The following is a 19,445-nucleotide window of genomic DNA, read 5'->3' on the forward strand; positions in this document are numbered from 1 at the left end:
ATGCTTCGGTTTTACGGACCGGCCCCTTTAACCGGAGCGCAGGCAGGCGGGTTGCAGGGCGGGCGGAAACACCGCGTCCGTGAAAAGAAAGTGGTTGCATTTCGCGGACGTGTCCTGTATTTTCCGAGCCGACATGGCCTCCCATGTCACTTTTTCTTTCGGCAACCGTTAAACGATTCAGCCATCAGAGGAGCACGCAACGCATGGCTACCCGTGGTCAGATTACGCGCATTGTTCTGCAGATTGTGCTGGGTGTGGTGATCGTGGTCCTGGCGTACTACCTGTATCTGTCGATCACCGAGCCCTACAAGGCGGTGAAGCGTGAGCAGGAGTTGACGCGCCTGACACGTGACCGCATGAGCGACATTCGCACGGCCCTCATCCGCTACGAGCTGCTGTACGATCACTATCCGCCGACGCTCGACTCGCTGGTGGCCTGGATCCGTCAGGATTCGTTCATGATGGCCAAGGCCGACAGCATCTTCGGGCCCGGTTTCAATCTGGATTCGCTGATCTACTCGCCGCGCGACGGCAAATTCGAGTACGTGGTGAACGACACGGGGCGTGTAGAAATCTATTACCTGAAGGATCCGGCCTCCGACGATCACATCGGTTCGCTGGAGCCGGACGTTACCAAGCTGAATGCAGCCAGTTGGGAATAAGGCCGTCCACAGGCGGCCAGGAGCGCTGGCTTATGGAAGCCCGGGCACGGGCGGGGATTGAACTACACGACGCGGTCCTGCGCTACGCCGAGCTGGAGCGACGCGGTGATCGCTATCAGCTTCTGCGGCTGGGAAGCTGCGACTTCGACTTCGGCGTGCTGGACGAACTCCAGGCCGAGGCGCCGCGCTACCTGGACATCGTGGGGGAAGCCTTGCGGGACGTGCTGGCCGGTCTGGTCGCCGACGAACTGGACGTGGCGTTGCACCCGACGCATGGCGTGACGGCCTTTGCCAGCCTGCAGCCCGAGGCGCTTGAACCGGATGCGCTGCACGGCCGCCTGCTTGCCGAAGCTTCCTGGATTACCGGTCGACCGGCCGACGCGCTGCACCTGCACGTCGAGCCCGGCATGCACCAGCCGCTGACGGAAGACGAACGGGCGCGCTGGTATCAGGTGCTCGTGCTGCCCCGCCACATGCAGGCGCATCTGGAACGCGTGCTCCAGCAGGCACCCTGCAGCCGACATCGCATCCGACTCAGCGCGGCCGGTGCGGCCGAGACGTTACGCCGCCTGCCCGGTCCGGAACCCGAGGTGCCGCCCGAGGTCGGGCTGGCCATCGGTTGCTACAAGACGCACACCGAGTTTACGCTCTGCCGTCGGGGCCACTGGTACCTGAGCCACTTCGCGCCCGGAACCGAAGACGTAGCCTATTTCTCCATGGCGCTCCTGCATCGGCTCGGGCTGAGTGCGGTCATGGTCGAACAGGTGGCGCTCTACGGCTCGCATGTGCCCGAAGCGCTCTCGGAGCAACTCCGGCTGCTGTTTCCGGTGGAGCCCATGCTGCTCAATCCCGTAGTGCTGACCACGCTGGACCCGAAGGCGTTGAACCCGGCGGAAGCCGTGGCGTACGTGCCCTGCATCGGGGTTGCTTTAAGCTGAGCGAGGAGACGTCGCCATGCGGATCATTGCCGGACGATTTCGCCGTAAAACGCTGCGGGCACCCAAGGGACACCTGACCCGCCCCACCACCGACCGCACGCGCGAGTCACTCTTCCATCTGGTCGAAAGCCGGATGGACCTGGAGGGTGCCGACGTGCTCGATCTGTTTGCCGGCACCGGCGCGCTCGGGCTGGAGGCCATCAGCCGGGGCGCGGTAGCCGTGACGTTCGTCGAACTACAGGGGCCGGTGCTGGTCTGCGCCCGAGAAAACGCACGGGCGCTGGGCGTCGAGGATGCCTGTGAATTCATTCGGGGCGACGCCGTCGAGTACCTGCGCCGTTACAGCGGGCCGCCCTTCGACCTGATTCTGGCCGATCCGCCCTACGATCTGCCCGAGCTGCCGCAGCTTCCGGAGCTGGCATTCCCTCACCTGAAGCCGCACGGCCTGTTTATCCTTGAGCACGACAAGCGCCATAACTTCGAGGGCCATCCGCATCTGGATACCAGCCGACGCTACGGTCGCACGATCGTCTCGGTGTTTCGTCCGCAACCCGTCGAACGCTGACGCCCATGCGTGAACGCCTGGCCCTCTACCCCGGCTCGTTCGATCCGTTCACCTACGGCCATCTCGACATCGTCGAGCGTGCGCTTCGGATCTTCGACCGGGTAGAGGTGACCGTGGCGGTCAACATCGGCAAGGAGCCGCTGTTTTCCATCGAGGAACGCTGTGAGCTGATCCGTCAGTGCACGGCGCACCTGGACCGCGTCGAGGTGGTGGCTTTCGAGGGGCTGCTGGTCGATCACGCGCGAGCCCGCGGCGCCACGGCGCTGGTGCGCGGATTGCGTCAGGTGAGCGATTTTGAGTACGAATTTCGCATGGCGTTTGCCAACCGTCGCCTGTACCCCGAACTGGAAACGGTTTTCTTGATGACCTCCGAAGAATATGCAATGATCAGCTCTTCGATCGTGCGCGAGATCCATCGCTGGGGCGGCGACGTGAGCCTGTTCGTGCCGCCGCCCGTTGTTGAAGCGCTGCGGAAGAAACGTGCAGCCCGTTGAAGCCGGCGCATTTTGCATTTAACTTTCCGCGCAAATCTTTGCCGTAAAAATTCCTACCCAATCGAGAGCGTCCATGTCGCTGCAGCTCGACACGTTCAATCCCCGGGTGATGGCCGTGCAGCCGTCGGCCACGCTGGCCATGACGGCACGGGCCAAGCAGTTGCGTCGTGAAGGCAAGCCGGTGATCAGTCTGAGCGCCGGTGAGCCGGACTTCGACACACCGGCACCCATCGCCGAGGCCGCCATTCAGGCCATCCGGGAGGGCTTCACACACTACACGGAAAACGCGGGCATGCTCGAGCTCCGCGAGGCCATCTGCCGCAAGCTGGCCGAGGAGAACGGGCTGACCTACGAGCCGGACCAGATCCTCTGCACGAACGGGGCCAAGCAGGCCGTGGCGATGGCCATCGAGGTGCTCTGCCGGCCCGAGGACGAAGTGCTGATCCCGGCGCCTTACTGGGTCAGCTACCCCGAGATGGTCCGGCTGGCCGGGGCCACGCCGGTCATCCTGCCCACCTCGGTCGAAACCGGCTACCGGCTGACGCCGGAGCAGCTGGAGGCGGCCATCACCGAGCGCACGCGTCTGCTGATTCTCTGCTCGCCGTCGAACCCGACGGGGACGGTCTACGCGCCCGAAGAACTGGAGGCGCTGGCCGACGTGCTGCGCCGCCACGAGCACGTCTACGTGCTTTCGGACGAGATCTACGAATACATCCTGTTCGACGCAAGGCACGTGTCGTTTGCGAGCCTGCCCGGCATGAAGGAGCGGACGATCACGGTGAACGGCTTCTCGAAGGGATTCGCCATGACGGGCTGGCGGCTGGGCTATCTGGCGGCCGAGCGGCCCATCGTCAAAGCGGCGGCCAAGGTGCAGAGTCAGTTCACCTCGGCCCCCTGCAGCATCTCGCAGAAGGCCGGGCTGGCCGCGCTGCAGATGGACAAAGGGCCGATCCGGGAAATGGTCGCCGCCTTCCGCCAGCGGCGCGACTTCATGCTGGAGCGGCTGCAGGCCATTGACGGCATCACCTGTCCGAAGCCGGAAGGGGCGTTCTATCTCTTTCCGCAGGTGTCGGCCTTCTACGGGCGGCGCACGCCGGACGGCCGGACGATCACCGACAGCGAGTCGCTCTGCCTGTACCTGCTGGAGCAGTGCCATGTGGCGCTGGTACCCGGCCAGGCCTTCGGCGATCCGAACGGCGTGCGCATCTCGTATGCCGCCTCAATGGAAAACCTGGCCGAGGCCATGCGGCGCATCGAAGCCGGGCTGGCGGCCCTGCAATGAGCACCGGGAAGCATTCGGGCGCTCGGATCGTATGAGCGGGTCGATGTCGAACGAAGTCGGAGAGACCTTTGGAGCCGATTCCGGGCATCCGGTGGCGTGAAACGGTCGCGGCGCCCCCGCGGCGGCCGCAGCGGGTGTGGCTGCATCTGCTGCTGTTCGTGCTGACGCTGGTGACCACCACGCTGACCTGGCCCGACTGGGCCGGTCGCTGGCTGCTTTACGAACGGATGGGATACGGCGCGTTGCTGGCCGACGGGCTGCGCTTCAGCCTGCCGTTGCTGCTGATTCTGACCGTGCACGAGTTCGGGCACTACCTGGCCGCCCGCTCCCATCGGATCGACGCCACGCTGCCCTACTACATTCCGTTTCCGTTCAACGGCATCGGAACGTTCGGGGCCGTCATTCGCATCCGGGAGCCGATCCCCGACACGCGCTCGCTGTTCGACATCGGCGTGGCCGGGCCGCTGGCCGGATTCGTCGTGGCGCTCGTTGTGCTGTTCTATGCGCTGCTGACGCTCCCGCCGCCCACGTACCTGCTGGACGTGCCCGGCCACGAAGCGCTCAAGGCCTACATCCTGGCGCACGGGCGTTTTCCGTCCGCCCCGCTCCCTTCCGAGGACCCGACGAGCGTCACGCTCGTGCTGGGCCATACGCTGCTGTTCGACACGCTGGCCCGCTTTTTCCCGAACGTGCCGCCCATGTACGAGCTGTACCACTACCCCACGCTGTTTGCGGCCTGGCTGGGACTGTTCTTCACGGCCCTGAACCTGCTGCCGGTGGGCCAGCTCGACGGCGGACATGTGCTCTATGCGCTGTTCGGACGCCGCTGGCATCGGCGGCTGGCCCGTGCCTTCGTCCTGCTGCTGCTCGTGTCGGCCACGATCGGCTTTGCGCTGGAGACGCTTCCGCCCCTGCTGCAGGAGGGCATCTGGTGGCTGGAGCCGGCCGCCTGGTTCGGTCTGGCAATGGTGCTTTACCTGTACCTGCACCGGCTGTTCGACGGCGATCACCGCATTGTGGCGCCCGTGCTGCTGGGGCTGATGGCGCTGGCCGCGCTGGCGCCCCGCCTGGCCAGCCTCGTCGGCTGGATGGGACACAGCGGCTGGTTTCTCTGGAGTCTGATCATTCTGTACCTGATCCGGGTCGATCATCCGCCGGTATGGTACCGGGTGCCGCTTTCGCGTACGCGGCGGGCGCTGGGCTGGGTAGCCATCGCGATTTTCGTGCTCTGCTTCAGCATTCGCCCGCTGTACCTGATCTGATGGTGCATCGAAGCCTCCCGTTTTTTATCTTTGCAGAAAAGATCCGCCCGCGCCTATGACGCTTCGGTACCACGCAGGCTGCTGAACAGACGTACGGAGCGGTGTCGATGCGACACGTCTTCTGGTTGCTGGCACTGGCGGGCGGATTGCTCTGGGGATGCGATACACTTCCGGGCGCGCCCTCGCTGGAGGGGCGTCCTCCGGTGGTTTCAGACCTTTCCTTTGCGCCGGATTCGGTCGACTTCAACACCTTGCCTTCGGAGCAAATCCGGGGCGATACGGCACTCATCCCGCTTTCGCTGGCGGTGACGGCGCGCGATCCGGACGGCCGGATTGCCCGCGTGGCGTTCGTCGTACGGGCGCCGCTGAACACCACCGAACCCGTGGCCATGGGCACGCTGGAGGCGTCCGGCACGGATCGCTACACGGGCGAGACGACGCTCCGGCTGCATCGGGCGCAGGTGGGCCCCTACACGGTGCTGGTCTATGCCGTGGACGACGAGGAGCGCCTGAGCAATCAGGTGCGCGGTACGCTCTGGTTCTGGGCGACCGGCGGTCCGCCCGTGATCGAGGAGGTGCAGGTGCCCGACACGCTCCGGCGTCCGGCGCCTGGCGAGCCGCCCGTTGTCTTCCAGGTGGTGGCGCGGGTTTCGGACCCCGACGGTCTGGAAAACATCCTGCGCGTGGAGCTGCGCGTCAACAACGGCGCGCCGATCCTGCTGTGCGACGATGGGGGTGAAGGCCTCTGCGGCGGGATCCCCAACAGCGGCGACGCGGTGGCCGGCGACGGGCTGTTCACCATGACGCTTTCGCTGGCCAGCGACAACGTGCCGGGCACCTACACGTTCGTCTTCCAGGCCATCGATCGAACTGGACTCACCAGCGAGGAGGTCCGCCGTCATGTGGTCGTGGAGTAAGCGGCTGATCTGGGGGGGGTTGCTGCTGGGCCTTACGGCCGGCGACGGGCGGGCGCAGTCGAAAGCCGACTGGAGCCGGCGCGTGGCCGAGCTGATTCCGGTGCCGGGCATCGCCGAAAACTTTGTCAGCACCCTGGCCGCCCGCGGCGACTCGCTCTGGGTGGGGCCGCGCCTGGACCTGACCTTCGACGGGGGACAGACTTGGTACCGGGCCGACGTCGATTCGATCACGCAGGGACGCGGCCGCGTCTATGCACTGCTGGTAGTGGGCGACACGATCTGGGCCAGCCTGGGCACGCGCTACCAGGCCGACCTGAACGGCGACGGCGTGGACGACGACGTGTTCGAGGCCGTGGGGCTGGTCTATTCCACCGACGGCGGCAACACGTGGGGCTTCCGCTTTCCGCCGCTCGACGCACCCACCGACACGGTGATCACCTACGGCGTCTCGCGGCTCCCGGCCGAGCCGGTCGTCTCCCCGCAGCTTACCACGACGTTCGACCTGGCCTACGATCGGCGGCGCGGCCGGCTCTGGGCGGCGAGCTGGTACGGCGGCCTGCGCTACTCAGACGACTTCGGCCGCACCTGGCATCGGGCCGTGCTCCCGCCCGACTCGCTCGACGCGCTTCGTCCCGATCAGCCCTATTTCTTCCGCGTAGCGCCGCCCGTAAGCGCGCTGGACCGCTACGACAACTACTTCGCCTTTTCCGTGCATGTGGACGGCGAGGGGACCGTCTGGGCCGGCACGGCCGGAGGCATCAACCGCTCGGTGGACGGCGGACTGAGCTGGGATCGGTTCTTCAACGACGGCCGGCCCAATGCGCCCACCGGCAACTGGATCGTGGCCATCGGCGAGCAGCGCCGACCCAACGGTCAGCGTGTGCTGTGGTTCGCCACGCGGCCGGCCGGCGCCGCACCCGGCGAGACGTTCGGCATCACGCGGACGGCCGACGGTGGCCGCACCTTCCAGCAGGTGCTGCTGGGCGAGCGCATCAATGACTTCGCCTTCCGGGGCGATACCGTCTACGCCGCGGGCGACAACGGGCTGTTCGTCTCGACGGATCAGGGGCGCACCTGGCGCACCATTCGCGACTTTTACGATCCCGCTTCGAACCGCATCGTGCGACCCGACGTGCGCGTGCTGGCCGTGGCCGTGACGCGCTCGCATCTGTGGATCGGGACGTCCGACGGCCTCCTCCGCAGCGACGACGGCGGGCGCACCTGGCGGCTGTTCCGAGCCGATGTGCCGCTTCGCCCCGACAATCCCTCGCCGGCCGTCCCCCGCGTCGATACCTACGCCTACCCGAACCCGTTCTCGCCCGCACTCGATGCGTTCGTGCGCATTCGCTACGAGCTGGACCGAGAGGCCACGGTGCGCGTGCACGTGTTCGACTTCGGCCTGCAGCGCGTGCGCACGCTCTTCGAAGGAACGCAGCCGGCCGGCCCGCACGAGGTGATCTGGGACGGACTCGACGCCCGCGGCGTGCGCGTGGCCAACGGTGTGTACTTCTACGCGGTGGAGACGGGCTCGGCCACCTACTGGGGCAAAATTCTGGTGATCGAATGAAGCGGATCGCGCTGCTGATCGTGCTGAGCTGGGCCGTTGCGGCCCGGGCGCAGGAAGCGGGCGTCTTCGCCCGGATGGGGCTCGACGCGCGGGCGCTGGCGCTCGGACAGGCCCTGGTGGCCGATGTCGAAGGCGCCGCCGCCTACTACAACCCGGCGCTGGCCGTGTTTACCGAACGACCTGTGCTGGCGCTCAGCACGGCGTTTATGGCACTCGATCGCGAGCTGCAGAGCGCACAACTGTCCACGCGCATGCCGCCGCGCGCGGGCATCGCGGTCGTGCTCCGGCACGCCGGGGTGCGCAACATCGACGGACGCGACGCCAGCGGCTACCACACGCAGACCTACAGCACGGACGAGTACGCGCTGCTGGTGGCCTTCGGCACGCGGGTGAGCGATCGGCTCACGCTGGGGCTCGGCCTGCAGTTCTTCCGGGCGGATCTGTTCGAAGGGCTACGGCCGGTGCAGAGCATCGGGCTCGACCTGGGGCTGCTCTACCGCGCCACCGAAACGCTGCACCTGGGACTGGCCGTCGACGATCTGCTGGCCCGCTACACCTGGAACACGTCGGATCTCTACGGGCCGCAGCAGGGCAGCACCACGTCGGATCGCTTTCCGATGCGCGTGCGGCTGGGCGCTTCGTGGACGGCCCTGGCCGGGCGACTCCGGCTGCTGGGCGAGTACGAGGCGTCGTTTACGTCCGTCGAGGTGCGACAGCGGCGCGTGCAGCTCGTGGGCGACACGCCCCGCGAGGCGCTGGTCTCCGAACGGCGCTGGGCACGGGGCGGGCAGCTCCGGCTGGGCGCCACCTATCGGCTCAGTGAGGCGTTCGCGCTGCTGGGCGGACTCGACCGCATCGGTCGCCTGCCCGAGGCCGGCGGCTGGCAACCGGCGCTGGGCTTTTCGCTGGCTACCCGGCTCGGCAACCTGCCCTTCCAGGCCGGCTACACGGTGCAGCTCGAACACACCGCCCTTCCCCCGATGCACATGCTGTCGGTGGGGTTGTTTCTCTGACCGGGGCGGTTCGGCACTCCGGGATCCAGGTGCGTTTCGGTAGCGGCCTCGCCAAAGCGTCGCAGATCAGGGGCATGAGGGCGCAACACAGGTGCCCTGGTGTGAGGCGCGGGTACGCAGGGTGCACGCCGCGATTTCAGTCCGGGAAAGGAAGCAGGAGGCGCAGGAACTCCTATCAACGCGCCACTTCGGCGCCGGCACGGGCCAGGTCCTCGAAGCCGCCGATGTTGTAAAGCTGGCGGAAGCCCATTTCACGCAGGATTTCGGCGGCCCGCTGACTCCGGCGACCGGAGCGGCAGTAGAGGTAAACGGGCCGGTTCGGATCCAGTCCGAGCGCCTGGATCTGCTCCCGGAAGTCAGGCGCCTTCACGTCGATATTCAATGCGCCCTTCAGGTGACCCTGTGCGAATTCCTCGGGCGTGCGCACGTCGATCACGACGGCGTCCGGCGTGTAGCGGGTCAGAAACTCCTCGGCCGTGAGACGCACAATTGCCGTCGTGTCGGCCACCACAGTTGTGGTGGTCTGTGGTGGTTCGGTGCGTTCGGTCGTGCAGGCGGCCGAGCCAGATAGCAATGCCAGCAGCAAAAGGATACGGGTCTTCATAGCAACCGAGTGTTTTCAGCGGACGATGGTAGCTCCGGCACGGGCCAGGTCTTCCAGCCCGCCGATGTTGTAGGCTTCCAGGCCGCGTTCGCGCAGCAGCCGTGCGGCCTGTCCGCTACGATTGCCGGAGCGACAGTAAAGATAGTACGTCCGGTTCGGATCGAGGCGCGCAATTTTTTCGTGGAAGTCAGGCGCCATCAGATCGAGATTGATCGCTCCTTCCAGATGCCCCTGGGCGAATTCCTCGGGCGTGCGCACATCGATCACGACGTCTTCCGGACGCCGGCGGTGTAGAAAAACTTCCGGCCGTAGCACGTCGTGCGTTTCAGCCGGTCGCGTCAGTGATTCCAGCAGGCGAGTCCACATGGTTGTTTTCGTTGAAAATGGTTTCGGGAGACGGTAAATCCGCCCGGATTCCTGCTGACCAGACAGGGCGTCTGGTTCAAAAAGATGTCTGCAGCAGCGAATCCGGTACGAAGACGCTGTACAGGCCGCGCAGATCGCCGGGCCGGAAGTCGTAGGCCCGGTCCTCGGGATAGTTCTGCACGATGAAGGCTGGGCGCCGATCGCGCGGGCCGTGGCAGGCCAGACACTGAGGCCGGACCGTGATGCGGCGCAGGTAGCGCCAGCCCGGCGTACCGCTCCAGGTGGCGCGGACCCAGAGGCTGTCGAGCGACGGGTCGGCCTCGAAGCGGGCAAACAGCGCGGCCGCCTGGGAGTCGGGCCGATGCGCCGGGTTGCGGTACTTCACGGCCAGTTGCTGCACGATCCAGCCGTTCGTTTCGCCAAGTTGCCGCGCCTGCTGGCCTACGGGGCGGCAGACGCGGTTGAACGTGGCCTCGTCGATCGTCTCGCCGGCCGTGATGGTTCGGGCCAGTCCGGCCCGCATGGCGTCGAGCGCCCGGATCGCTTCTTCCACCTGTTGCCGGACCGCCGCGGGCGGCGCTTCCGAGGCGGGTTCTCGCCCGCAGGCGGCCAGCAACAGCGCGGCCATTACGATGAGGGTTCGCATAGCCGATCGCTCAGGCTTCAGGACGCGCTCGGTTCCGGCACGTGCTGCTGGAGCCAGCGACGAACGGCCGGCTCGGGCAGCGCCCCCACGAACTCGTCCACCACCTCGCCGTTGCGGAACAGTTTGACGGTCGGAATGCCCCGCACGCCATAGTGCATGGCCAGTTCGGGGTGCTGATCCGTGTTGATCTTCACCAGGCGCCAGGCCCCTTTGCTTTCCCGGGCCAGCTTTTCAAGCACCGGCCCGAGGATGCGGCAGGGGCCACACCAGGGCGCCCAGAAGTCCACTACCACAGGCTTTTCGTGGCTTTTTTCGATCACCTCTTTCTGAAAGAATTCCGGAAGCGTCATGGCTTTTTTTTCTTTGGTTTTGTTGAGAAAAGGATACACGCCGTATGTTATCCCGTCAGCACGCTCAGGTTCTGGTAGAGAATCCAGAGACCCATAACGACCAGGAAGACGGCAAAGCCGCGCTGCAGTCGATGCTGGGGGATGCGTCCGCCGATCCAGTTGCCGGCGAACGATCCGGCAATGCCCACGGCGGCAAACAACCCTACCACTTCCCAGTTGACGGCCAGGCCCAGGTCGGCCAGCACGTCGAGGTACTTCAGATAGCCGGCCACACTTTTGAGCGCGATGATGACCAGGCTGGTGCCGACGGCCCGGCGCATGTCGAGCCCGCCCAGCAGCACGAGCGCCGGCACGATCAGAAAGCCGCCGCCGACGCCCACCAGTCCGGTGAGCACGCCCACGCTGACGCCTTCGAGCATGATTTTCCAGGCCGCGTGCTTTCGGATAGCCACGCCGCCCGCGCTGGAGACGGTCGGGGTCGGTCGGGGTGTGCTCCGGCGATACATGAGCACGGCGGCCAGCAGCATCACGCCGGCAAACAGCACGAGCTGCACCGGTCCCGACACGAAGCGCGACAGCCAGGCACCGCCGTAGGTGCCCGCGATGCCCGGAATGCCGAAGAACAGCACGCTACGCCAGTCGATCGTGCGCTGGCGGGCGTAGGGCAGGGCGCCGGCCGCCGCAATGGCCGCCACGATACCCAGACTTTCAGCGATGGCTACCTTGTCGGGCTCGCCCACCAGATACACCAGCACGGGCACCGTGAGGATGCTTCCACCCGAGCCCAGGAGGCCCAGCGAAAGTCCCACCAGCAGTGCCCCGATCAGCGCAATCCACATGGTCGTATGCACGTTGTGTTGCTGAAAAAAACTCAGAGGCAACCTTCCCGGCCCCCGCCCCGCACGTGCGGGGCGGGGGAACCCAACCGGAGGAAGGTCCTGGTGCTGTCGCGTCAGGCCGTGACGGGCTGACCACTTTCCACGGGCCCGATCTGCTGATAGGTAGCGAAGTCGTCCGCGACGTACTGCACGCGGTAGCCCTGAGCGGCCAGGAACGAGGCGGCCGCCGCGCTCCGTCCACCCGTGACGCAGTGCACCAGCAGCGTGCGGTTTTTCGGAATACGATCCAGGTATTCCGGCAGCCGGGTGTAGGAGGCGTTGATGGCGCCGGGGATGTGACCGGCTTCGTATTCCGAAGCGTAGCGGACGTCCAGCACGGCCACGTCGGGCTGCTCGCGCAGGCGGACGACGTCTTCGAACGTGATCATCGGGATCGAAGCCCGGGCGCCGCCCTCGTTGAAGTAGCGCACAAGCGTCTCCGGCGTGGCGTAGGCTTCGATGCGGTCGTAACCGATGCGGACCAGATCGCGCACGGCCTGCTCCACGTCTTCGTCGTCGATGATCAGCACGAGCGGCGTCTGATCATCGGCCACGAGTGAGCCGACCGTCGTATTGAAGCTCTTGTTGAAAGGCGCATAGAGGGCGCCGGGGAGATGCGCAAGCATGAAGGCCGCGCGGTCCAGTCGCGTGTCGACGAAGGTCACCTCGCCCTGCTTCACCAGCCGGTCCAGTTCGGCCACCGACAGGCGGCGTGGCGCAGGCAGGCGGCCCAGCAGGGGCACGCCGTCGCGGTTGTAGGCCTTCATGCGAGCGTAGTAGAGCGGCGGTTCGGGCTGGCCACTCAGGATGGCCTGCACAAAGGCGTCTTCACCCTCACGCGCCGGGGCCAGCGAGGCGTTGAAGCGTTTCTCGTAGCCCACCGTCGATTCGGGTACGGCACCCAGCGCCTTGCCGCAGGCCGATCCGGCGCCGTGGCCGGGCCAGACCTGCAGATAGTCGGGCAATTCCAGGAAGCGCAGCACGGACTGATAGAGCCGGCGGGCCGAGGGCTCCTTCATGCCCGAAATCCTGGCGGCCGATTCGAGCAGATCCGGGCGTCCCAGGTCGCCCACAAACACGAAGTCGCCCGTGACGATACCCATGGGTTCGGTGGCGCCGCCGCCCCGGTCGGTCACCAGGTAACACAGGTGCTCCGGCGTGTGGCCGGGCGTGTGGACGGCCCTGAATTCGATGTTGCCGATCCGAAACGTGTCGCCGTCCCGCAGGAAGGTGACGTCGTAGCGGCCGTTCCTGGCCCAGTTCGACGCCCAGCCGTCCGCTTCGCCTTCGGCCGAAAGGTAGAGCCGGGCACCGACGCGTTCGGCCAGTTCACGCGCGCCCGAGAGGAAGTCGGCGTGAATGTGCGTCTCGGCCACGGCCACGATGCGTAGCCCTTCCTCCTCGGCCAGACGCAGGTACTGATCGACATCCCGCTCCGGATCGATCACGATGGCCTCTTTCGTCTGCTGGCAGCCGATCAGGTAGGCATACTGGGCCAGCTTGGGGTCGAAAATCTGTCGGAATAGCATGGCAGTCGTGCAAGTTGGTTTACATGTTATTACAAGTTACTCAATAAAAAGACCGCTCCAGAAGCGTATGCATTTCCAGTGTTGATGTCAACCCTCAGTGGGGCAGGCGGGGGCGCAGCACGGCGTAGGCCCAGGTGCCCAGCATGGCGCTGGCGAGGGCCACCACCATGACGGTCACGCCGCTACCCAGCAGCGCGAACATCGGTCCCGGGCAGGCGCCCAGCAGGCCCCAGCCCAGCCCGAAAAGGATTCCGCCCAGCCAGTAGCGAACCCCTTTGCCCCAGACTTTGGGCTGGATCTCGATCGGCTCGCCGTGGATCGTCTTCAGCCGCAGCCTTTTGATGAGCTGCACCGACACTCCGGCCACCACGACGGCCGAGCCGATCACGCCGTACATGTGAAAGCTCTGGAAGCGGAACATCTCCTGGATGCGAAACCAGGAGGCCACCTCGCTTTTGATCAGCACGATTCCGAAAAAGATGCCCAGCAGCAGGTAGGCCAGCAGGCTCCCCGGCCGGTTGCCGGTCTCCTGCGCCTGTGCTTCGTAGTCCGGCGCTACCTGCTCGACGTCGATGCAGGCTTCGGGCCGGGTATCACGTACCAGTTCGGCCATGGTCTTTTGCACGGTTGAAGGTTACAGAATCAGGGGCAGAATCAGGTAGGTGGCAATCAGGCCGCCGATGAAGAAGCCGATCGTAGCCACCAGCGAGGGCAGCTGCAGATCGGCCAGGCCCATGATGGCGTGTCCCGAGGTGCAGCCGCCGGCGTAGCGGGCTCCGAAGCCGATCAGAAAGCCCCCGAGCACCACCATGATCAGGCCCGGCAGCGTGGTCAGGCCCTTCCAGCTGATGAACTCCGAAGGCACCAGCCCCCGGAAGTCCGTGATGCCCAGCGCGGCCAGATCGGCGCGCGTGGCCTCGGAGATGTGCACGTAGGGATCCGGCGAGGCCAGCAGCGTGGCGGCGATGAATCCGCCGAGTACGATGCCCAGCGCGAAGGTCAGATTCCACAGTCCCTGTCGTTTCCAGTCGTAGCGCAGAAAGTCCACGCGCGTCGGGAGCACCGCCGCGCACAGGTGGCGCAGGTTGGCCGACACGCCGAACGACTTACCGCCGATCAGCAGCAGCAGCGGCACGATCAGGCCGATCAGCGGACCGGCCACGTACCAGGGCCACGGTTGTGAAAGCCACTCCAGCATGGTTTGCTCCGGGTTGGGTTAAGCGTGTTCGAGGGCGTCGAACAACCATTCGGTTATATTGTTTCCGCCATTAGCCAAAATTTAATGTCTTTAAACTGATTTTGTTAACATATCGGAGAAACAAATATAACTGACCAGTTATTTCATGGCCTGCATGCGAGTTGAATGTTGAAGGAGATCGATGAAAACACTGATTCCGCGCGAGCAGCTCGACCAGGTGGCCCGGCGCTTTCGGCTGCTGGGCGATCCGGTGCGGCTGGAGATCCTGAACCTGTTGCACGTACGGGGTGAGATGACCGTGCAGGACCTGGTGGAAGCCACCGGGCAGAGCCAGGCAAACGTGAGCAAGCACCTACGGCTGCTCCGCGAGGCCGGACTGGTGGCCCGCCGCCAGGAAGGGCCCTATGCGTACTACCGGATCAACGATCCGATGCTGGCGGCCCTGTGCGTGCTCGTCTGCAGCCAGGTCCCGGAAGCCGCCGCTCAGTAGTCAATGAGCGCGCAGCCGGGATCGTAGGTGGCTTCCAGCAGGCGCCGGGGCGCTTCCAGCACCTGCTCCAGCAGGCCGATCGGCGCGCCGGGGGGCAGGTTCAGTTCAGGCGCGCCCGGCTCGTCGGGCGTGTAGGGACGCTCCAGAAAGCGCCGGATCCAGTCGCGATGGAAGCGCCGGTGCGCCCGCGTGGCCGCGTCGGTGCCCGGGTTTTGTCTGAGCCAGTCGGCCAGTCGGTGCAGATGGGCTTCCAGCTCGACGCGCACATCCACGGGCGTGCGGGCGTCCCGTGCCCGCTCCAGCAGGCCGGCCGTCCAGGCCGTCTGCACCACGCGCTGCAGGTGGGCGTCGTAGGGATCGTCGGGCACGGGCGCGGCCCAGACGCTCCGGCTGACCTGTTCCAGCACTTCCGCCAGCGAGGGAAGCGATGGATCCTGCAGGGCCTGATCGTACAGGCGGCTCAGCCGCTCCGGCTGCAGCAGTAGGTCGAACACCTGACGCGCGGCCGCCTTGGCCGGTGCCACCGGATCGAACAGCGGGGCCGTCTGGCGGGCAAACAGCTCGCGGAGGGCCGGATAGCCCGGCGGCCGCGGCGGAATGAGTCCGCGCAGCGTCTCGGGCAGCCGTAGCGTGGCCGGTTGGACGACCGTAAGCAGGGCCTCCAGCGCCGCCCGTTGCGTGGCACCCGGCACCGGACGGACTACCGGCGCTTCGGGCATGTCCGGCGTGCGCACCGCGTACGTGTAGAACGCCCCGCCGATCAGTTTGACCGTGGCCTCGGTCTGATACCGGTGCCACAGGTAGATGGGCACCAGCACTTCTTCGAGCGTGGCCAGCGGACGTCCCGCTCGCAGGTTCCGGAGACCGAAGCGTTTCAGCGCCACCCTTCGCACCTGCAGCTCGCGGTGCAGGGCCGCGACGGCGTCGGTGCCGTTGTCCCACAGGTGCGCCAGCGGATGGGCCCCGCCTGGCGGCCGCGCATCGGCGTCGGTAATGAAGTGCAGGCCCTGGCGTGCGGCTTCTTCCAGAATGGCTTCCAGCGCGGCCGCCTCGTCGGTACCGGGCGGGAATTCGCTGTAGGCGTAGCGGATGGCGATCTTATCCCAGGCGCCGATGCCCGTGTCGTAGGCTTCCGAGACGTCCAGCGAACCGTCGGGGCGCACGCGCACGTAGGGCGCCGGATAGTCCATGACCGAGGCGCGGTCGTTCACCGAGGCGGCGAAGTTGTGCTGCAGGCCCAGTGTGTGGCCCACTTCGTGCGCGGCCAGTTGCCGGATGCGGGCCAGCGCCAGTTGCAGCATGGGGTCATCCTCCGGTGGATAACCGTGGGCGTATGCGCTGTCGTAGGGTGCCAGCAGGCCTTCGAAGATCAGGTAGTCCTGGCGGATACGCAGCGAGCCCAGCGTCACATGGCCCTTGATGATCTCGCCCGTGCGCGGATCGACGATCGTACGGCCATAGCTCCAGCCGCGCGTGGCCCGATGCACCCACTGGATCACGTTGTAGCGCACGTCGAGCGGATCGGCCGTGTCGGGCAGCACCTCCACGCGGAAAGCGTTGCGAAAGCCGGCCGCCTCGAACGCTTCGGTCCACCACGAGGCGCCTTCGATCAGCGCCTGACGTATCGGCTCGGGCGCGCCGGGATCCACGTAGTAAACGATCGGCTGTACCGGTTCGCTGACGGGCGCATTCGGGTCTTTTTTCTGCAGCCGATGCCGGACGATCCATCGTCGGGCCAGCGGCTCACCCACCGGGCTCGTGTAGTCGTAGAAGGTGATGTAGAACAGACCGCTCCGTGGATCGTGTGCGCGAGGCCGATAGCCCGGTGGCGGCAGGGCCACAAACATCAGACGCTGGCGGAGTGTGACGTGCTCGGGCACGGCCGCCACCTGGCGCACAAAACGGCCCGGTTGCTCGCTCGAAAACGTGAGCAGCGCTTCGATCACCGTGTTGCGGGGAAAGGCCTTGACCGCCTCGAAAAGGATCGTGCTCCGGTCGCGGTCCAGCCGAAACGTGCCCTGATCGGTCTGGCGCAGGCGGCCGACCACGTCCATGGCGTCGTGCAGGGCAAAGTCGGTGGCGTCGATCAGAAACCGATCGCCCTGGCGCGCCACGATCGGAAAGCGCCACAGCACGGAGGCCGCGAAGGCTTCCTCGACGGCCCGCCGGGCCGGCGCATCGCCTTCGAGCGCCCGGTAGGTCAGGTTGGGCGCGTAGAGCAGGATCTGGTTGCCGGTCCGTCGGAACTGCACGACGCGTTCCTTGCCGAACAATCCCCGGTCGAGTCCCACGTCGTTGGAGCCCAGTCCGGCCGGGAGCGCCGGCACCAGCAGCAGGTCCTCGCCCGAAGGGACGACTTCCAGGTAGAGCTTGCCCTTCAGCGTGTCGAGGTACACCGGGAGCAGCCCGTCCCGATGGACCATATCGCGGGTGAAGGTGTCGATGTCCGGTAGTTGCGCAACCGACAGGCGAACCCAGAGCAACGACAGCGTCGCGAGCAGGAGGCGGCGCAGCATGTCGTTTTCGGTTGATTTTGCAGGGAGGTACGGCCTGCATCAAAATAACAAATCGCGTATTTTGATAAGCGCTTTCTGGAAAAACCAGACCTGCAGGCCGCCATGCGTCACGCAGTCTTTTCCCTGCTGCTCCTGCTGGTGATTGCTCCGGCAAGCCGTGCGCAATCGGACCGACTGACGCTGGAGCGCTACCTGGAATGGGAAGACGTCAACGATCCGCAGATTTCACCCGACGGACGGCGTATCGTCTTCACGCGTCGCTGGGTGGACAAGCAGAAGGACCGCTGGCAATCGGCACTCTGGATCATGAATGCCGATGGTTCGCAGCAGCGGTTTCTGGTCGAGGGAAGCTCGCCGCGCTGGTCGCCGGATGGCACGCGGATCGCTTTTATTGCCGAGGACGAAAACGGCCGGCCGCAGATTTTCGTCAAGTGGGTCGATCTTCCCGAGCCACCCACGCAGTTGACGCACCTGACGGAAGCGCCGGGTAGCATCACCTGGTCGCCGGACGGCCGGATGATCGCCTTCACGATGAACGTGCCGGTCGAGGTGCGCTGGAACGTCGACTTACCCAAGCCGCCCGAAGGAGCCACGTGGACCAAGCCGCCCCGGCTTGTGCGGCGCCTGCACTATCGGGCCGACCGCCGCGGTTTCATGGAAGAAGCCTACACGCACCTGTTTGTGATCCCGGCCGAGGGCGGCACGCCCCGTCAACTCACCGAGGGCACCTGGCACGTGGGACCGCGCTTTGACGGACTTCCGGCCGGTGCGACGCTGAGCTGGACCCCGGACGGACGCACGATCGTCTTCGACGGGTTCAAGGCCTCGGCCGACTCGGTGGACCGCAATTACCGGAACGCCCACCTTTATGCCATTGATGTGGCCACGCGGCAGCTTCGCCAGCTCACCCGCGAGCCGGGACGCTGGACGCAGCCGGCCGTCTCGCCGGACGGGCGCTGGGTGGCCTTCACCGGCTATGCCGAGACGCGCCAGACCTACCATGCCGCCGATCTCTGGCTGATGCCGCTCGACGGCAGCACCGCGCCGCGCAATCTGACCCGAACGCTCGACCGGGACGTAAGCAATCTGCACTGGGCCCCCGATGGCTCAGGCGTCTACTTCACGATCGACGACCGGGGCACGCGCAACGTCTACTTCGCCTCGGTCCGGGGCGAGGTGCGGCAGGTCACGCGCGGCGTGCACATGCTGACACTCTCGTCGATTGCCCGCAACGGTATTGCCGTCGGCGTACGCACCAGCTACCATGAGCCGGACGACGTCGTTCGCTTTATGCTGGACCGGCCGGATCAGATCGAACGCCTGACGGCCGTCAACGACGACGTGCTGCAGGACGTAAAGCTGGGCGAGGTCGAGGAAATCTGGTATGCGTCGCGCGACGGCACGCGCATTCAGGGCTGGATCGTCAAGCCGCCGGACTTCGAGCCTTCCCAGAAGTATCCGCTGATCCTGCACATCCACGGCGGCCCCCATGCCATGTACAACGTGGGCTTCAACTATTCCTTCCAGAATTTCGCCGCCAACGGCTACGTTGTGCTCTACACGAACCCGCGCGGAAGCACAGGCTACGGCACCGAATTCGGCGCGGCCATCAGCCAGGCCTATCCGGGCGTGGACCACGAAGACCTGATGGCCGGGGTCGATGCGGTGCTGGCGCGGGGCTACATCGACCCGGATCGGCTGTTCGTGACCGGATGCAGTGGCGGTGGCGTGCTTTCGAGCTGGGCGATCGGCCAGACCGATCGGTTCGCGGCGGCCGCCGTGCGCTGTCCGGTTACCGACTGGATCAGCATGGCCGGCACGACCGACGTTCCGCTGTTCACGTTCAACTGGTTTGACCGGCCGTTCTGGGAGGATCCCTCCGACTGGCTGGCGCGCTCGCCGCTGATGCTGGCCGGCAGGGTGAAAACGCCCACGCTGCTGATGACCGGCGAGCTGGACCTCCGCACGCCGATGAGTCAGACCGAGGAGTACTATGTGGCGCTGAAGATGCGGGGGGTGCCGGTCGTGCTGCTCCGCTTCCATGAAGAGTACCACGGGACAGGTTCGCGGCCGTCCAACTTCATGCGGACGCAGGCCTACATCATGGACTGGTTCGAGAAGAAAGGCCGCATTCCGGGCGTGACCGTCGAGGCGGAGGAGTAGCCGGG

At 66.0% G+C, this 19,445-nt stretch carries 20 protein-coding genes; 11 read left to right on the top strand and 9 right to left on the bottom strand.

The features are described from left to right. Positions 1–203: 203 nt before the first annotated feature. From GYH26_RS01240 to GYH26_RS01280, 9 genes are all read left to right on the top strand, one after another. Entirely contained in the window at positions 204–662 is a 459-nt protein-coding gene (locus GYH26_RS01240; protein WP_161540156.1) for a hypothetical protein, read from the top strand. A gap of 32 nt (positions 663–694) precedes the next feature. Further along, complete coding sequence (locus tag GYH26_RS01245) at positions 695–1,600, top strand: hypothetical protein (RefSeq protein WP_161540157.1); 906 nt, start codon at positions 695–697, stop codon at positions 1,598–1,600. 16 nt (positions 1,601–1,616) lie between these two features. Beyond that, on the top strand, positions 1,617–2,165 hold the full coding sequence (locus GYH26_RS01250) for an RsmD family RNA methyltransferase (RefSeq protein WP_161540158.1): 549 nt from the start codon (positions 1,617–1,619) through the stop codon (positions 2,163–2,165). A gap of 5 nt (positions 2,166–2,170) precedes the next feature. Further along, positions 2,171–2,659: a pantetheine-phosphate adenylyltransferase gene (coaD, locus tag GYH26_RS01255; protein WP_012842774.1), complete on the top strand. Its 489-nt coding sequence runs from the start codon at positions 2,171–2,173 to the stop codon at positions 2,657–2,659. 73 nt (positions 2,660–2,732) lie between these two features. After that, positions 2,733–3,941, top strand: a complete 1,209-nt coding sequence (locus tag GYH26_RS01260; RefSeq protein WP_161540159.1) for a pyridoxal phosphate-dependent aminotransferase — start codon at positions 2,733–2,735, stop codon at positions 3,939–3,941. A gap of 68 nt (positions 3,942–4,009) precedes the next feature. After that, positions 4,010–5,203 carry a site-2 protease family protein gene (locus tag GYH26_RS01265; RefSeq protein ID WP_161540160.1) on the top strand — a complete coding sequence of 398 codons (1,194 nt, stop codon included), beginning with the start codon at positions 4,010–4,012 and terminating at the stop codon, positions 5,201–5,203. A 107-nt stretch (positions 5,204–5,310) separates the two neighbouring features. Beyond that, positions 5,311–6,120, top strand: a complete 810-nt coding sequence (locus GYH26_RS01270; protein ID WP_161542342.1) for a hypothetical protein — start codon at positions 5,311–5,313, stop codon at positions 6,118–6,120. Beyond that, on the top strand, positions 6,104–7,687 hold the full coding sequence (locus GYH26_RS01275) for a FlgD immunoglobulin-like domain containing protein (RefSeq protein ID WP_161540161.1): 1,584 nt from the start codon (positions 6,104–6,106) through the stop codon (positions 7,685–7,687). Before GYH26_RS01270 ends, GYH26_RS01275 begins: the two co-directional genes overlap by 17 nt. Beyond that, the gene (locus GYH26_RS01280; protein WP_161540162.1) at positions 7,684–8,700 is read left to right on the top strand and encodes an OmpP1/FadL family transporter; all 1,017 of its coding nucleotides are present in this window, start codon (positions 7,684–7,686) and stop codon (positions 8,698–8,700) included. Before GYH26_RS01275 ends, GYH26_RS01280 begins: the two co-directional genes overlap by 4 nt. Before the next feature lie 175 nt (positions 8,701–8,875). Here GYH26_RS01280 and GYH26_RS01285 read toward each other — a convergent pair whose 3' ends face one another. The 8 genes from GYH26_RS01285 to GYH26_RS01320 form a co-directional block, all read right to left on the bottom strand. After that, the gene (locus GYH26_RS01285; protein WP_161540163.1) at positions 8,876–9,304 is read right to left on the bottom strand and encodes a rhodanese-like domain-containing protein; all 429 of its coding nucleotides are present in this window, start codon (positions 9,302–9,304) and stop codon (positions 8,876–8,878) included. A gap of 15 nt (positions 9,305–9,319) precedes the next feature. After that, the gene (locus tag GYH26_RS01290; RefSeq protein ID WP_161540164.1) at positions 9,320–9,670 is read right to left on the bottom strand and encodes a rhodanese-like domain-containing protein; all 351 of its coding nucleotides are present in this window, start codon (positions 9,668–9,670) and stop codon (positions 9,320–9,322) included. A gap of 76 nt (positions 9,671–9,746) precedes the next feature. Further along, entirely contained in the window at positions 9,747–10,316 is a 570-nt protein-coding gene (locus GYH26_RS01295) for a Tll0287-like domain-containing protein (protein WP_161540165.1), read from the bottom strand. Positions 10,317–10,333: 17 nt separating this feature from the next. Beyond that, positions 10,334–10,666, bottom strand: coding sequence for a thioredoxin (gene trxA / locus GYH26_RS01300; RefSeq protein WP_161540166.1), 333 nt, complete (start codon positions 10,664–10,666; stop codon positions 10,334–10,336). Positions 10,667–10,713: 47 nt separating this feature from the next. Beyond that, on the bottom strand, positions 10,714–11,505 hold the full coding sequence (locus GYH26_RS01305; protein WP_161540167.1) for a sulfite exporter TauE/SafE family protein: 792 nt from the start codon (positions 11,503–11,505) through the stop codon (positions 10,714–10,716). A gap of 113 nt (positions 11,506–11,618) precedes the next feature. After that, positions 11,619–13,073, bottom strand: a complete 1,455-nt coding sequence (locus GYH26_RS01310) for an MBL fold metallo-hydrolase (protein WP_161540168.1) — start codon at positions 13,071–13,073, stop codon at positions 11,619–11,621. Between the two features lie 94 nt (positions 13,074–13,167). Next, on the bottom strand, positions 13,168–13,686 hold the full coding sequence (locus tag GYH26_RS01315; protein ID WP_161540169.1) for a DUF6691 family protein: 519 nt from the start codon (positions 13,684–13,686) through the stop codon (positions 13,168–13,170). Positions 13,687–13,707: 21 nt separating this feature from the next. Further along, positions 13,708–14,271: a YeeE/YedE family protein gene (locus tag GYH26_RS01320; protein WP_012842787.1), complete on the bottom strand. Its 564-nt coding sequence runs from the start codon at positions 14,269–14,271 to the stop codon at positions 13,708–13,710. Between the two features lie 181 nt (positions 14,272–14,452). Between GYH26_RS01320 and GYH26_RS01325 the strand changes: the two genes are divergently transcribed. Next, positions 14,453–14,761: an ArsR/SmtB family transcription factor gene (locus GYH26_RS01325; protein WP_161540170.1), complete on the top strand. Its 309-nt coding sequence runs from the start codon at positions 14,453–14,455 to the stop codon at positions 14,759–14,761. Here GYH26_RS01325 and GYH26_RS01330 read toward each other — a convergent pair. Further along, positions 14,755–17,277 carry a zinc-dependent metalloprotease gene (locus tag GYH26_RS01330; protein WP_161540171.1) on the bottom strand — a complete coding sequence of 841 codons (2,523 nt, stop codon included), beginning with the start codon at positions 17,275–17,277 and terminating at the stop codon, positions 14,755–14,757. The two genes, GYH26_RS01325 and GYH26_RS01330, sit on opposite strands and share 7 nt — an antisense overlap. A gap of 102 nt (positions 17,278–17,379) precedes the next feature. On the opposite strand from GYH26_RS01330, the gene GYH26_RS01335 reads away from it, so the two are divergent. After that, entirely contained in the window at positions 17,380–19,440 is a 2,061-nt protein-coding gene (locus GYH26_RS01335) for a S9 family peptidase (protein WP_161540172.1), read from the top strand. The last annotated feature ends 5 nt before the right edge of the window (positions 19,441–19,445 follow it).

Origin of the sequence: Rhodothermus marinus (genome assembly GCF_009936275.1) — a bacterium.
In the GTDB taxonomy this organism is placed as follows: Bacteria; Bacteroidota; Rhodothermia; order Rhodothermales; family Rhodothermaceae; genus Rhodothermus; species Rhodothermus marinus_A.